Here is a 13,610-nt window from a genome sequence, read left to right as displayed (position 1 = left end):
CAGCTGAGTGAGGGACACTGCAAAACGGTTGTGCTCGGGTCTGGTTTGACCGTGCCCGATTGTCGCAGCGGGGGGAGTTTACATAATGAAATAAGCAGACCGAAGCATCTTTTTACATTACGGACGAAAAACGCCGGCCAGATGACGGCGTTTTATTGGCTCTGATCAGAAATACTTGAGCAGCGCGATGTCCCGTCGCCGTTGCTTCAGACCGGCGAACCAGCGGGTCGGGAAGAACAGGGCCACGCCCAACAGCACGCTCCATACCCACACCAGGGGCAAATGGTCGAAACCGAAATACGCCCCCTGGTTGGTGCCCCAGAGAGCAACCGCTACCAGGTACAGGGCCTTGAGCACGTAGAGATGCAACAGGTAGAAAAACATCGGAGCGCCGCCGTAGACCGCCAGCAAGGGGATGGTGCTCCGAGCCTGGGCCTTCTCGAACAGTGCCAACAGGATCAGGCCAACTCCAAGCGTCGGCAGCAGGAACATCAATGATGGCGGGTACTTCGTCGCACTCAGGAAACTCATGGCGGTGCGCAGCGCATCGCCGGTCTGCACCCAGGGCTTGTCGCCATAGACGTTCAGGTAGCGGATGACGACGAACGCCACCAGCAAGCCGATGCCCACCTGCAACAACCGCCGCACTCGCACGGCGGGGTCCACCTGCCGGGCAAACCATGGTCCGATGGCCCAGCCCAGCAGGATCACGCCGATCCAGGGCAGCACCGGGTAAGTGGTGCGGGCGCGGGTGAATTCGGTGAGATCGATGAATGCCCGCTGGTGCAGGATCGACCAGGGCACGAAGAACGGCGAGTCAGGTGCCAGCACGATGCCGTCCAGCAGGTTGTGGCCGGCGACAATCGCAATGCCGATGACGACCAGCCAACTGTGCTTCAAGTGCAACAGCATGGCCAGGGCAATCATGCAAATGCCGATGCACCAGATCACCTGCAGCCACAAGGTTTTGGGGGGGAACTCGGCGGTCCAGGCGAAACACACGAACGTGAGTTCCAGCACCACCAGGAACAGCCCGCGCTTGAACAGGAACATCGAAGTTTCAGCAGCCGTGTGCTTCTGGCTGTAGAGCCAAGCCGACAACCCGGTGAGGAAGATGAACACCGGTGCACAGAGCGTGCTGAGCAGCCGGGTGAAGAACAGATCCGGGGTGACACTCAGTGCATCGATCGGGTCGCTGACCTGCCGGTGCAGCAAGAACGTTTCGCGAACATGGTCGACCAGCATCAGCAACATCACGAACCCTCGCAGGGCATCGATGGCCAGCATGCGCACATGGGTTTTGGCGAGGCTCGTGGCAAGGGTGGGCGCGGCGACGCCGGACAGGCTCGTCACAGGGGAAGAGAGGCTCATGGCAATACTCGTCGGGGATCCGTATAAGACAAGGAATGAGAATTCCTGTCAAAAGAAAGCGGATAACATAACATAAAACACCGCGACGAATAGACCCTTCACGGTGGGCACGGGCCTGCTTGCGAAGACGACGGTTCACTCAGGCTCGTGCCGGCCGACCCTCCGCTTTCGCGAGCAAGCTCGCTCCTACAGGGAGCCATCGCAGGGAATGAGTACACCGCGCGCTAGCCGAGCAACTGGCTCAACACCGCTCGCAACTTGCCGGGCTTGACCGGCTTGTTGAGCAACGGCGCATTCAGCTTGCGCAAGGCGCGGCGACACTGGTCGCTGCGGTCGGCGGTGATGATCACGGCCGGAATCGACTGCTGGAAATGCTCGCGCAGATGCCTCACCACTTCACAGCCGACCACACCATGGTCGAGGTGGAAGTCCGCCAGGATCAGCTCCGGCGCCTGGCCTTGCAGCGCATCGAAGGCGCCCGCCTCGTCAGTGGCCGTCAACACCTCGCAGCCCCATTGCCCCAACAGCGCGGCCATGCTTTGCAGAATGCTCAGCTCATTGTCGATCACCAGCAACCGGCGGCCCGGCAACGGGTTGCCGGCCACCGCCTGTACCGGCGTGTGTGAGACCGGCAAGGGGCGTTCGGCGGACAACGGCACCTCGATGCTGAACACCGAGCCGCGTCCGGGCCGGGAACGGACCTGGACCCGGTAGCCGAGGATGTGAGCGATGCGCTCGACAATCGCCAGGCCCAAGCCCACACCTTTGCGATCAGCCGCCCGGCCGACGTCCAGTTGGTTGAATTCGAGGAATATCGACTCCAGGCAATCGGCGGCGATGCCGCGCCCGGTGTCCCAGACTTCCAGGCTGACCCGCCCTCCCCGGCGCCGTGCGGCCAGCAGGATGCCGCCCCGGTCGGTGTAGCGGCAGGCGTTGCTGAGCAGGTTGCGCAGGATACGGGTCAACAGGCGCAAGTCGGTCGCGACCGCTGCATCGACGAAACGCACCCGCAACGCCAAGCCTGCGGCGCCCGCCACCGTTTGAAACTCCGAGACCAGCGGCGCGAGCAGTTCATCGAGTCGATACGGGGCCACGTCGGGCCTGACGGCGGCCTGGTCGAGCCGGGAAATGTCCAGCAAATCGGTGAGCAGGTCTTCGGCCCCCTCCAAGGCCTGGTGGGTGCGCTCCACCAGCACGTGCTCGGCGGCAGGGAGTTGGCGCTCGCGCAGCGTGGCAATCAGCAAGCGTGCGGCGTTGAGCGGTTGCAGCAGGTCGTGGCTGGCGGCGGCCAGGTACTTGTCCTTGCTGCGATTGGCGGCCTGGGCGGCGTCCCGGGCGTCGCGCAACTGTTGCTCGATCAATTCACGCCGGGCGATCTGTTGTTGCAGGTTGTGGTTGGCCTCCAGCAGCGCATCGGTGCGCTCGGCCACGCGCTGCTCCAACTGGTCGTTGAGCTGCTGCAAGCGTTGCCGGGCCTGTTCCAGTTCCGCCAGGCGCGCCGCCAGCTCCGGGTAATGGCTCTTGCGTGTCGAGTGATTGCCCAGCCCCAGCAAACCGGCCAAGGCTGTTTGCTGTTCGTCAGAGGGCTTCGCCATAGACGACCTCGACATCGCGCTGGCTCGATTCACGAGGGTTGGTGAGGATGCACGGGTCATGCATCGCATGTTGCGACAGGAAGGGAATATCCGAGGTGCTCACCCCATGCAGGCCCAGGGTTTCATGGAAGCCGATGGTGTGTTTGAGAGCAATCAGGTGCTCCACCAGCCGCGTGCGGATCTGCGGATGATTGAGCCCCCGGCAGTCGATGCCCAGCGTCTCGGCAATCACCTTGAAGCGCTCCGGCGCCGAGGTGTAGTTGAACGCCACCACGTGCTCCACCAGCACCGCGTTGCACAGGCCATGGGGCAAGTCCAGGAAGCCGCCCAGGCTGTGGGACATCGCATGCACTGCGCCAAGGATCGCATTGGAAAAGGCCAGCCCGGCCTGCATGCTGCCGAGCATGATCTTCTCGCGCAGGGCCACATCACCGGGATTGGCGATCATCTGCACCAGGTTATTGTTGATCAGGCGCATCGCCTCCAATGCATGGGGATCGGTCAACGGGCCGTGCCCGGTGGAGACGAAGGCCTCGATGGCATGCACCAACGCATCGATGCCGGTACAGGCGGACAGGAACGGGTCCATGCTCAAGGTGGTTTCCGGGTCGATCAGCGACACATCCGGCACCGCGGCCTTGCTGACGATGGAAAACTTCATGCGCTCCTGCTGATTGGAAATGATCACGAACTGCGAGACGTCGGCTGAAGTACCGGCCGTGGTGGGAATCAGGATCAGCGGCGGACTGGGCACATGCAGCGTGTCGACGCCTTCGAACTCGAGGATGCTGCGACCATGGGCCACCACGATACCGATGCCTTTGCCGCAATCCATCGGGCTGCCGCCACCGACCGCGACGATCACATCGCAATGATTTTCCCGGTACAGCTCGGCACCGAGCATCACTTCCTCGACCCGAGGGTTGGGCGAGACGGCGCTGTAAATGCAGTAGTCGATGGCCTGGGCCTGGAGACTGGCTTCGACATCGCCCACCCAACCGGCCGCGATGACCCCGGGGTCGGTGACGATCAGCACCTTGCGTGCGCCGAAAGTCTTGGCGTAATTGCCGACGTTGTGCCGGCAACCGGCACCGAACATGATTTCAGGGGAAACGAACTTGCGCAGCGGGCTCATCGGTAAGCCTGTTCTTATTGTGAAATACCCTGAGCCTAAAGCATCCCGCCGTTAATGCAATCAGACCAATGGGTAGCCCGGCCCAGACGCACCGGACCGGGCTGCCGCTCATCGGTTGGCGAAGTACATCGTCACTTCAAAGCCGATACGCAGGTCGGTGTACGCGGGTTTAGTCCACATGGGTCTTTCCTCTTCTTGTACCGGGCGATTCCGGCAGGGTCATTAATGCATGGGGAGCGCGAGGCTCGAATGCTACTTTCGAAGCGGTGGGTGGGGTGCGTTGGTAGCGATTTCGGGCATCACACAACACTCAAATGTGGGAGCGGGCTTGCTCGCGAAGGCGGTGGTTCAGCTTGCAGAAGTGCTGAATCTACTTACGCCTTCGCGGGCAAGCCCGCTCCCACAGGGTTTACTAGAAGAACCCCAGCGGATTGACGTCGTAGCTCACCAGCAGGTTCTTGGTCTGCTGGTAGTGGTCGAGCATCATCTTGTGGGTTTCACGACCGACGCCGGACTTCTTGTAGCCACCAAACGCGGCGTGGGCCGGGTACAGGTGGTAGCAGTTGGTCCACACGCGGCCGGCCTTGATCGCCCGGCCCATGCGGTAGGCGCGGTTGATGTCGCGGGTCCACAGACCGGCGCCGAGGCCGAACTCGGTGTCGTTAGCGATCGCCAGGGCTTCGGCTTCGTCCTTGAAGGTGGTCACACCCACCACCGGACCGAAGATTTCTTCCTGGAACACCCGCATCTTGTTATGTCCCTTGAGCAAGGTCGGCTGGATGTAGTAGCCGCTGGACAAGTCCCCTTCCAGGCGCTCGGCCGCGCCGCCGGTCAGCAGTTCGGCGCCTTCCTGGCGGGCAATCTCCAGGTAGGAAAGAATCTTGTCGTATTGCTGCTCGGACGCCTGGGCGCCGACCATGGTGTCGGTGTCCAGCGGGTCGCCACGTTTGATCTGCTCGATCTTCTTCATCACCACTTGCATGAATTCATCATAGATCGATTCCTGCACCAGGGCGCGGGACGGACAGGTGCAGACTTCGCCCTGGTTGAAGAACGCCAGGACCAGGCCTTCGGCGGCCTTTTCGATGAACGCCGGTTCGGCCTGCATGATGTCCTCGAAGAAGATGTTCGGCGACTTGCCGCCCAGCTCCACGGTGGACGGAATGATGTTCTCCGCCGCGCACTTCATGATATGCGAACCGACTGGGGTGGAACCGGTGAAAGCGATCTTGGCGATGCGCTTGCTGGTGGCCAGTGCCTCACCGGCTTCGCGACCGAAACCGTGGACGATGTTCAGGACCCCGGCCGGCAGCAGGTCGGCGATCAGCTCGGCGAAAATAGTGATCGATAGCGGAGTCTGTTCCGCCGGCTTGAGCACGATGCAGTTACCGGCGGCCAGCGCTGGCGCGAGTTTCCAGGCGGCCATCAGCAGCGGGAAGTTCCATGGGATGATCTGCCCGACCACCCCCAGCGGCTCGTGGAAATGATAGGCGGTGGTCAGCTCGTTAATCTCGGCGGCGCCGCCTTCCTGGGCGCGGATGCAGCCAGCGAAATAGCGGAAATGGTCAGCCGACAGCGGCACGTCCGCATTGAGGGTTTCGCGTACAGCCTTGCCGTTGTCCCAGGTCTCGCTGACGGCCAGCAGTTCGAGGTTCTGTTCGATGCGATCGGCGATTTTCAACAGCACCAGGGCCCGTTCCTGCACCGAGGTCTTGCCCCAGGCATCGGCGGCCGCATGGGCAGCGTCCAGTGCCTTGTCAATGTCGGCGGCGTTGGAGCGTGGGAATTGAGCGATCACCTCGCCGTTGACTGGGGAAGTGTTGGTGAAGTACTCGCCATTGACCGGTGTGACGAACTCACCGCCGATGAAATTGCCATAGCGCGGTTTGAAGGAAACGACGGCGCCTGGGGTTCCGGGTTGTGCGTAGATCATGATGGGCCTCTGCCTGGTCGATGCCTGTCGCGGGACAGGCGATAGGCCGATGGTAGAGAGCCCCGCTTGCCTGACGAATGCGTCGTTGGCAGGAGGGGCTCTCGTTATTTGGTCGTAGGTTTCGAGTCAGCAATGCCGGCTCGAATAGGTATATTTGTGGCGAGGGAGCTTGCTCCCGCTCGGCTGCGAAGCAGTCACCCGTCCGGCAAACCAGGGTTTACTCAGAACCGAGGCACCGTTTCCGGGAGGGCTTCGCCCTCCAGCGGGAGCAAGCTCCCTCGCCACGGGTAAACGCAGGTTTCAACGTTTGGCGACAAGTTCTTTCGGCAGCTTGAACGTCCACAGCATCCCGCCCTGGTTGAAGTCCTTCACGCGCTTGGCCACCTCTCCACCCCACAGCGGCACCGCGCCGCCCCAGCCGGAGACGACCGACACGTACTGCTCGCCGTCCATTTCCCAGGTGATGGGCGAGCCGAGCACGCCGGAACCGGTCTGGAATTCCCAGACCTTTTCCCCGGTCTTGGCGTTGAAAGCCTGCAGGAAGCCTTCAGGCGTGCCGGTGAACACCAGGTTGCCCTTGGTGGTCAGCACCCCGCCCCACAGCGGCGCGAAGTTCTTGTGGCGCCAGACCTCCTTGCCGGTCTTGGGGTCAATGGCCCGCAGCACGCCGATGTAATCTTCGTTCAGCGGCTTGATGGTGAACCCGGCACCGAGGAACGCCGCGCCTTTCTTGTAGGCGATGCCTTCGTTCCAGATGTCCATGCCCCACTCGTTGGACGGCACATAGAACAACCCGGTGTCCTGGTTGTAGGCCATCGGCATCCAGTTCTTCGCACCGAGGAACGCCGGTGCGACGAACACCGAACTGCCCTTCGCCTCGCCGCCCGGCGCCCCTGGACGGCTCGCCTCGTTGTAGATCGGCCGCCCGTCCTTGTCCAAGCCCGTGGCCCAGGTGATCTTGTCGACAAACGGGAAGCCACGGATGAACTTGCCGTTGGTGCGGTCGAGCACATAGAAGAAGCCGTTACGGTCGGCGGTGGCCGCCGCCTTGATGTCCTTGCCACCGTCCTTGTAGTTGAACGAGATCAGTTCGTTGACGCCGTCATAGTCCCAGCCGTCGTGGGGCGTGCTCTGGAAGTGCCATTTGATGCTGCCGTCGTCCGGGTTCAGGGCCAGGCGTGACGATGAATAGAGGTTGTCGCCAGGGCGCAGGTGGGAGTTCCACGGCGCCGGGTTACCGGTGCCGAACAGCAGCAGGTTGGTTTCCGGGTCGTAGTAGCCGCCCAGCCAAGGCGCGGCACCGCCGGTTTTCCAGAGATCGCCGGGCCAGGTCTTGCCGGCCTCCCCGCCGGAAATACCGTTCTCGATCGCCTTACCGTTCTTGTAGACGTAGCCCATGTGCCCTTCGACGGTCGGGCGGGTCCAGAGCAGTTCGCCGTTCTTCGGATCAAAGGCGCTGATCTGCCCGACCACGCCGAACTCGCCACCGGCCACCCCGGTGATCAGCTTGCCGTTAACGATCAGCGGCGCGGCGCTGATGGAATAGCCTTCCTTGTGGTCGGCGACCTTCTTGCTCCACACCACCTTGCCGGTGTCCTTGTTCAAGGCCACCAGCTTGGCGTCGAGGGTGCCGAAGAACACCAGGTCGCCATACAGCGCCACGCCACGGTTGATCACGTCGCAGCAAGGGCGGATGTCATCGGGCAGGCGCGCATCGTACTGCCAGAGTTTCTTGCCGGTGCGCGCATCCACGGCAAACACCCGTGAATAGGACCCGGTGAGGTACATCACCCCGTCCTTGATCATGGGCTGGGCTTGCTGGCCGCGTTGTTTCTCGCCGCCGAAGGAAAACGCCCAGACTGGACGCAAATCCTTGACGTTATCGACGTTGAGCGCGTCGAGCGGGCTGTAGCGCTGGCCCTGGACGCCGAGGCCGTTGGTCACGACCTGTTGCGGGTTCTTGGGGTCCTGGAGGATTTCCTGATCGGTCACGGCGGCCAGGGCCGAACCGGACAGCAGCATGGCACTGAGCAGCAGGCTCACGGCGAAGGGCTGGCGACGTGCGGGATGAGTCATGACGGCTACCTCTGCGATTATTGTTATACCCGGGAAATTTTCCCGGTCTGGCGCAGATTCTTGGCCTCGGGGCCATCGTCAACAATTGCCCGCTGTGTTGAGTTTTCTAGTTCCTTGGTACACATGAAGTTCGCCGCCCCCCTGTGGCGAGGGAGCTTGCTCCCGCTGGGCTGCGAAGCAGCCCCAAGGCCAGGCGCCTCGGTGAATCAGGCAGGGCGCGTTGAGTCTGGATGGGGGCGCTTCGCACCCCGGCGGGAGCAAGCTCCCTCGCCACAGGGGCGTCATACAACCTGGGCTATTGAGGTTGGGTATCCACCCGCCTCATCCCCGCCCGCTCATAGCGCGGATACAAATGGCTGACACTGCGAATCAACTCATACCGGCTCAGGCTGATTCCGGCAAAGCGCTCGGGGATGGGACGGCGGATCATTTCGGCCATGTCGTCGCCCCGGGCAGCGCCGTCGCGCATCAACTGGTCGAGCCAGCCCAGGTAATCACGCATTTGCACAAGGGGCCGGTTGTCGCTCGCCACCGGGCCGTGGCCGGGCACGATCAGCTTCCAGGGCAAGCCTTGCAGGGAATCGAGATCCTTGAGCCAGATGTCTAGCCCCGGAGTGTTGGGGGTGGTCAGGGCCCGCTCGTAGAACACCAGGTCGCCGGCAAACAGCACGCCGGTGGTTTCGTCAAAAATCGCCAGGTCGGCCCCGGTGTGCCCGGCCAGTTGCAGCAATCGCAGGGAATGCTCACCTACCTTCAGCAGCCCTGGTTCAAGGACCTGGGTCGGCAACACCACCTCGGTGCCGCGCATCCAGTCCCCCACCAGCCGGTACATGTTTTCCGCCAGGGCGTCGCCCTGTTGCCGTAGCAGGTCCGTGGTGCCGCCGAGCGCGCCGATAGGCACGTCACTGAAGGCTTGATTGCCAAACACGTGGTCAGGGTGGTGATGAGTCAACAGCACCTGGATCACCGGTTTGTCGGTCGTCGCGGTGATGGCCTGGCGCAGGGCCTCGCCGTAGCGTTTCGACGGCCCGGTGTCGATCACCACCACACCGGCGTCGGTGACGATGAAACCGGTGTTGACGATATTGCCGCCGTTGGCCTTGGCGAAGTTCTCGGTACTGCCTTCCAGCAGCCAGGTGCCTTCGGCGATCTGCCGGGGCTTGAGCGAGTAATCCGCATCCGCCCATGCCGGCAGGCACAGGCAGGCAAAAATCAGCAATAACCCGCGCATGGCGCGCTCCTTGTGATCAGGGGATCGCCGCCTCGAAGGCGTTGCCGCTGTTGTCGCGCAGCAACAGGCGCACCGGCCTGGTACCTCGAATGTCGAAACCCAGGTTGGGGTTTTCACTGACCGCTGGAAACAGCTCCAGGCGGGCCAGCACTTGATCCTCAGCGTCCAGCAGTCGGGCCTGATTGAGGAAGAATTCGGGGATCCCGCTGACCAGGCCGTTATCCATCGGATGCGCCACCTGCAAACGCAGCCGGCTGGTTTCGCCTCGGGGGTAGCGGCCGCCCAGGACCTCTCCCAGATGCTCTTCCCAACCCGGCTGGGTGCGCACCACGCTGGGGGCGGTGCAGCCGCCGCCGGCCGCGTCGATCAACGCCGAGCCCACATGCCACAGCCCATCGCGGGTCTGCACGGCGGCACGCAGCGGCGTGGCCTGTTCGATACGGATACGAATCGACAGCCAGGGCAGTACTCCCTCGATCGGCTGGAAGTCGACGATTTTCGGCAATGGATTGAGTTCGGCCCAGGCCAACACCCGTACCACATCGTCGCCAAAGGACCGGGCATCGATCTCCAGCGGCACCTGGCGCGCGTCTTCAGCAAAGGGTGGCGCCAGGACCCGCACCCGCTCGTCGAACACGAACGCCGCCTCTCCCAGCAATTGCTTGTGATAAAACGCCCACATTACCGAGGGCACCGGGTCCTTTCCGGGCTCCACCGCTGCCGTCGCCACCGCCGGCAAGCTGCACGCCAGCAACCAACACGCGAGCCATTTCATCCCTGCGCTCCTATTGATACATCTCAGGCACTTCATAGCGCAGGCCGTAACGGGCATAGACCGCCTTGAGACTGCCGTCGCGGATGAGGCCTTCGAGCGCTTCCTCCACCGCATAGGCCAATTGCCGGTTGCTCTCATGCACCGCCATGCCGATCTCCCAGCGCTGCTTGCCCATGTTCGGGTAGGCATTGTGCGCCAACGCCAACTGCGGATCGGCCGCCTCATGCAGCTGCCAGTCGATCTCCCCGCGCATCGCCATGACCGCGTCGACGTCCCCGGCCTGCATGGCCTTGAACGCCTGGCTCACGCCAGGGAAATGATGGGTCTTGGCGCGAAGCATGCCGTTGAACACCGAGGTCAGGTAGAACGAAGGCACGCTGTCGACTTCGACGCCGATGGGGTGCTGCTGGAACACCGCGACGCTGCCCACCGAATCCAGGCGACGTCGGTCATACGCCACTTGCCAGCTCTCCTGCTGATACGGCCCGAACATCACCACCTGGGCGTTTTCCAGTTCGCCAATGTCATTGCGCTTCTGCACGTAGTCATGATCGTACGGAACCCGCATCATCAGGTCCGCCAGTTGCCGGTCATGCAAGGGGCTGCTACGCCAGATATAGTCCCGCAGGTCATCATCGAGCTTTTCGCCCGGTGGTGCCCAGATCAGCCGCAGATGCACACCCAAGGCGTTGGCCAGCGCCTGGGCCAGTTCTACGTCCACGCCCCTGGCCTGGCCCTGGTCTTCGAAACTGTAAGGGGCGAAATCCTTGTAGACCGCCACCTTCAACTCACCGGCAGCGATCATCTGGTCATAGCTACGCACTTGCGCCTGCACCGCCTGGCCACACAGCAGCACGCCGCACATCACCCACGCGAACAGGCGCATGGCCCTCACTCCTCGACGTGCACGCTGTCGAGATAAGTGCGCACCGCCCACAACGCTTCCTGGCTCAGGTAGTCAGCCATCTTCGGCATGTAGACCCGGCCGTCGCGCACGGCGCCGTGGCGCACGCGCTCGACGAACCATTCATCCCCGGCTTCGGCGGCGTCCAGCATGCGCAGGTCCGGGGCGATCCCGCCGGACTTGGCTTCCAGGCCATGGCACGCGGCGCAGTTCTGGTTATAGGCCGAGGCGCCGATCTGCACGGCCTTGTCGCGCTCGGGGGAATTGCGATACGGATTCTGCGAAGCCCAGCCATCGGCATCCAATGGCAGGTTGGTGTCCTTGACCGGGGTCAGGCCCTTGGTTTCCACTGCCTGGGGCACTACGTTGCCATGGGCCCACGCGGAGCCTGCGCCGATCAGCCCCGCCAGCAATGCGGTTGCGATGATGGCGTTACGTTTTGTTGTCATTGTTATGCCCTCTCAGATTGCACGCAAACCTCTTTGCAGAGGCTGTGCCGTCATCTTAGAAAGCGCTCTGGCCCCGCCGAATGCTGCTTTGGTGGCCGGGGTCTAGTTCCTTGGTAGCAGGCCATCCGACGCAGGTCGCAAAGACAGGCGGTTCGGGAAGTCTTCCCGGCAAGGGCGGGACTTTTTCCGTATCCGCCGGACTGCGGCGCGACCCACCCTAGTCAGGCCAAAACCTCACTGGGAATGCCCACCATGACAATAAAAAATCCATCCGCCCTCTGCGCCCTGAGCGCGGCCTTGCTGCTGGCCGGCGGCCTGTCGCTCAGCTCCCTGGCCAGTGCCGCCGTGACCTGGGACGACATCGCCAACGACCACCTGACCACCCGGGACGTGTTGCAATATGGCATGGGCACCAATGCCCAGCGCTGGAGCCCGCTGGCCCAGGTCAACGACAAGAACGTGTTCAAGCTGACACCCGCCTGGTCCTACTCGTTCGGCGACGAGAAGCAACGCGGCCAGGAATCCCAGGCCATCGTCAGTGACGGCGTGGTCTACGTCACCGGCTCGTACTCGCGGGTCTTCGCCCTCGATGCCAAGACCGGCAAGCGGCTGTGGACTTACAACCACCGGCTGCCGGACAACATTCGTCCGTGCTGCGACGTGGTCAACCGCGGTGCGGCCATCTATGGCGACAAGATTTATTTCGGCACGCTGGACGCCCGGGTGGTCGCCCTGGACAAGAACACCGGCAAAGTGGTCTGGAACAAGAAATTCGGCGACCACGCCGGCGGCTACACCATGACCGGCGCCCCGGTGCTGATCAAGGACAAGACCACCGGTAAGGTGCTGTTGATCCATGGCAGCTCCGGCGACGAGTTCGGTGTGGTCGGCCAGTTGTTCGCCCGCGACCCGGAGACCGGCGAAGAGGTCTGGATGCGCCCGTTCGTCGAAGGCCACATGGGCCGCCTCAACGGCAAGGACAGCACCCCGACCGGCGACGTCAAGGCGCCCTCCTGGCCCGACGATAAGACCACCGAGACCGGCAAGGTCGAGGCGTGGAGCCACGGCGGTGGCGCACCCTGGCAGAGTGCGAGCTTCGACCCCGAGACCAACACCATCATCGTCGGCGCGGGTAACCCCGGCCCGTGGAACACCTGGGCGCGTACCGCCAAGGACGGCAACCCTCACGACTACGACAGCCTCTACACCTCAGGCCAGGTGGGCGTTGACCCAAGCACTGGCGAAGTGAAGTGGTTCTACCAGCACACGCCTAACGATGCCTGGGACTTCTCAGGCAACAACGAGCTGGTGCTGTTCGACTACAAGGGCCAGGACGGCAAGGTGGTCAAGGCCACCGCCCACGCCGACCGCAACGGTTTCTTCTACGTGGTGGATCGCAACAACGGCAAGCTGCAGAACGCCTTCCCCTTCGTCGACAACATCACCTGGGCCAGCCACATCGACCTCAAGACCGGCCGTCCGGTGGAGAACCCCGGCCAGCGACCAGCCAAGCCGCTGCCCGGTGAAACCAAGGGCAAGCCGGTGGAAGTCTCGCCGCCGTTCCTCGGCGGCAAGAACTGGAACCCCATGGCCTACAGCCAGGACACCGGGCTGTTCTACGTGCCCGGTAACCAATGGAAAGAGGAATACTGGACCGAAGAAGTGAATTACAAGAAAGGCTCGGCGTACCTGGGCATGGGGTTTCGCATCAAGCGCATGTACGACGACCACGTCGGCACCCTGCGAGCAATGAACCCCACCACCGGCAAGGTCGTCTGGGAACACAAGGAGCACTTGCCGCTGTGGGCCGGCGTGCTGGCCACCAAAGGCAACCTGGTGTTCACCGGCACCGGTGACGGCTTCTTCAAGGCCTTCGACGCCAAGACCGGCCAGGAGCTATGGAAATTCCAGACCGGTAGCGGCATCGTCTCCCCGCCCATCACCTGGGAGCAGGATGGCGAGCAGTACATCGGCGTGACCGTCGGCTACGGTGGTGCCGTGCCACTGTGGGGCGGCGACATGGCCGAACTGACCAAGCCCGTGGCCCAGGGTGGGTCGTTCTGGGTGTTCAAGATTCCGAGTTGGGACAAGGCAACTGCGCAGAAATAACTCCTGACCTGAACGCCATCCCTGTGGGAGCG

The 13,610-nt window shown here is 62.9% G+C and carries 11 protein-coding genes; 1 reads left to right on the top strand and 10 read right to left on the bottom strand.

Annotation, left to right across the window (positions count from 1 at the left end; all coding sequences use genetic code 11):
* Positions 1–165 precede the first annotated feature (165 nt).
* The 10 genes from ACLEJQ_RS04365 to pedF all read right to left on the bottom strand — a co-directional run bounded on the left by ACLEJQ_RS04365 (position 166) and on the right by pedF (position 11,469).
* Positions 166–1,371 carry a DUF1624 domain-containing protein gene (locus tag ACLEJQ_RS04365; RefSeq protein ID WP_440792521.1) on the bottom strand — a complete coding sequence of 402 codons (1,206 nt, stop codon included), beginning with the start codon at positions 1,369–1,371 and terminating at the stop codon, positions 166–168.
* 224 nt (positions 1,372–1,595) lie between these two features.
* On the bottom strand, positions 1,596–2,966 hold the full coding sequence (locus ACLEJQ_RS04360) for an ATP-binding response regulator (RefSeq protein WP_440792519.1): 1,371 nt from the start codon (positions 2,964–2,966) through the stop codon (positions 1,596–1,598).
* Positions 2,950–4,101: an alcohol dehydrogenase-like regulatory protein ErcA gene (gene ercA, locus ACLEJQ_RS04355; protein WP_440792518.1), complete on the bottom strand. Its 1,152-nt coding sequence runs from the start codon at positions 4,099–4,101 to the stop codon at positions 2,950–2,952. Before ercA ends, ACLEJQ_RS04360 begins: the two co-directional genes overlap by 17 nt.
* Positions 4,102–4,209: 108 nt before the next feature.
* Positions 4,210–4,281, bottom strand: a complete 72-nt coding sequence (gene pqqA / locus ACLEJQ_RS04350) for a pyrroloquinoline quinone precursor peptide PqqA (protein ID WP_003243383.1) — start codon at positions 4,279–4,281, stop codon at positions 4,210–4,212.
* A gap of 232 nt (positions 4,282–4,513) precedes the next feature.
* Positions 4,514–6,034 carry an acetaldehyde dehydrogenase ExaC gene (exaC, locus tag ACLEJQ_RS04345; RefSeq protein ID WP_440792516.1) on the bottom strand — a complete coding sequence of 507 codons (1,521 nt, stop codon included), beginning with the start codon at positions 6,032–6,034 and terminating at the stop codon, positions 4,514–4,516.
* A 300-nt stretch (positions 6,035–6,334) separates the two neighbouring features.
* A complete protein-coding gene (locus ACLEJQ_RS04340; RefSeq protein ID WP_440792514.1) occupies positions 6,335–8,110 on the bottom strand; it encodes a PQQ-dependent methanol/ethanol family dehydrogenase in 1,776 nt (591 codons plus the stop codon).
* 295 nt (positions 8,111–8,405) lie between these two features.
* Positions 8,406–9,341: a quinoprotein relay system zinc metallohydrolase 1 gene (locus tag ACLEJQ_RS04335; protein ID WP_440792512.1), complete on the bottom strand. Its 936-nt coding sequence runs from the start codon at positions 9,339–9,341 to the stop codon at positions 8,406–8,408.
* Between the two features lie 16 nt (positions 9,342–9,357).
* Positions 9,358–10,116 (bottom strand): quinoprotein dehydrogenase-associated SoxYZ-like carrier, encoded by a 759-nt coding sequence (locus ACLEJQ_RS04330; RefSeq protein ID WP_440792510.1) that lies wholly within the window; start codon positions 10,114–10,116, stop codon positions 9,358–9,360.
* Positions 10,117–10,126: 10 nt separating this feature from the next.
* Complete coding sequence (locus ACLEJQ_RS04325; RefSeq protein ID WP_440792508.1) at positions 10,127–11,002, bottom strand: substrate-binding periplasmic protein; 876 nt, start codon at positions 11,000–11,002, stop codon at positions 10,127–10,129.
* Positions 11,003–11,007: 5 nt separating this feature from the next.
* Complete coding sequence (gene pedF, locus ACLEJQ_RS04320; protein ID WP_440792506.1) at positions 11,008–11,469, bottom strand: cytochrome c-550 PedF; 462 nt, start codon at positions 11,467–11,469, stop codon at positions 11,008–11,010.
* A gap of 243 nt (positions 11,470–11,712) precedes the next feature.
* Between pedF and exaA the strand changes: the two genes are divergently transcribed.
* A complete protein-coding gene (gene exaA, locus ACLEJQ_RS04315) occupies positions 11,713–13,578 on the top strand; it encodes a quinoprotein ethanol dehydrogenase (protein ID WP_440792504.1) in 1,866 nt (621 codons plus the stop codon).
* The last annotated feature ends 32 nt before the right edge of the window (positions 13,579–13,610 follow it).

Source organism: Pseudomonas sp. SMV71 (assembly GCF_052042015.1).
Lineage (GTDB): Bacteria > Pseudomonadota > Gammaproteobacteria > Pseudomonadales > Pseudomonadaceae > Aquipseudomonas.
This window is presented reverse-complemented; position numbering and strand designations above follow the sequence as displayed.

Bases quoted from the DNA above. Each gene is read 5' to 3' on its own strand.
- ACLEJQ_RS04365 (WP_440792521.1), bottom strand. From the start codon at position 1,371: ATGAGCCTCTCTTCCCCTGTGACGAGCCTGTCCGGCGTCGCCGCGCCC.
- ACLEJQ_RS04360 (WP_440792519.1), bottom strand. From the start codon at position 2,966: ATGGCGAAGCCCTCTGACGAACAGCAAACAGCCTTGGCCGGTTTGCTG.
- ercA (WP_440792518.1), bottom strand. From the start codon at position 4,101: ATGAGCCCGCTGCGCAAGTTCGTTTCCCCTGAAATCATGTTCGGTGCC.
- ACLEJQ_RS04325 (WP_440792508.1), bottom strand. From the start codon at position 11,002: ATGCGCCTGTTCGCGTGGGTGATGTGCGGCGTGCTGCTGTGTGGCCAG.
- ACLEJQ_RS04335 (WP_440792512.1), bottom strand. From the start codon at position 9,341: ATGCGCGGGTTATTGCTGATTTTTGCCTGCCTGTGCCTGCCGGCATGG.
- ACLEJQ_RS04340 (WP_440792514.1), bottom strand. From the start codon at position 8,110: ATGACTCATCCCGCACGTCGCCAGCCCTTCGCCGTGAGCCTGCTGCTC.
- ACLEJQ_RS04330 (WP_440792510.1), bottom strand. From the start codon at position 10,116: ATGAAATGGCTCGCGTGTTGGTTGCTGGCGTGCAGCTTGCCGGCGGTG.
- pedF (WP_440792506.1), bottom strand. From the start codon at position 11,469: ATGACAACAAAACGTAACGCCATCATCGCAACCGCATTGCTGGCGGGG.
- exaA (WP_440792504.1), top strand. From the start codon at position 11,713: ATGCCCACCATGACAATAAAAAATCCATCCGCCCTCTGCGCCCTGAGC.
- exaC (WP_440792516.1), bottom strand. From the start codon at position 6,034: ATGATCTACGCACAACCCGGAACCCCAGGCGCCGTCGTTTCCTTCAAA.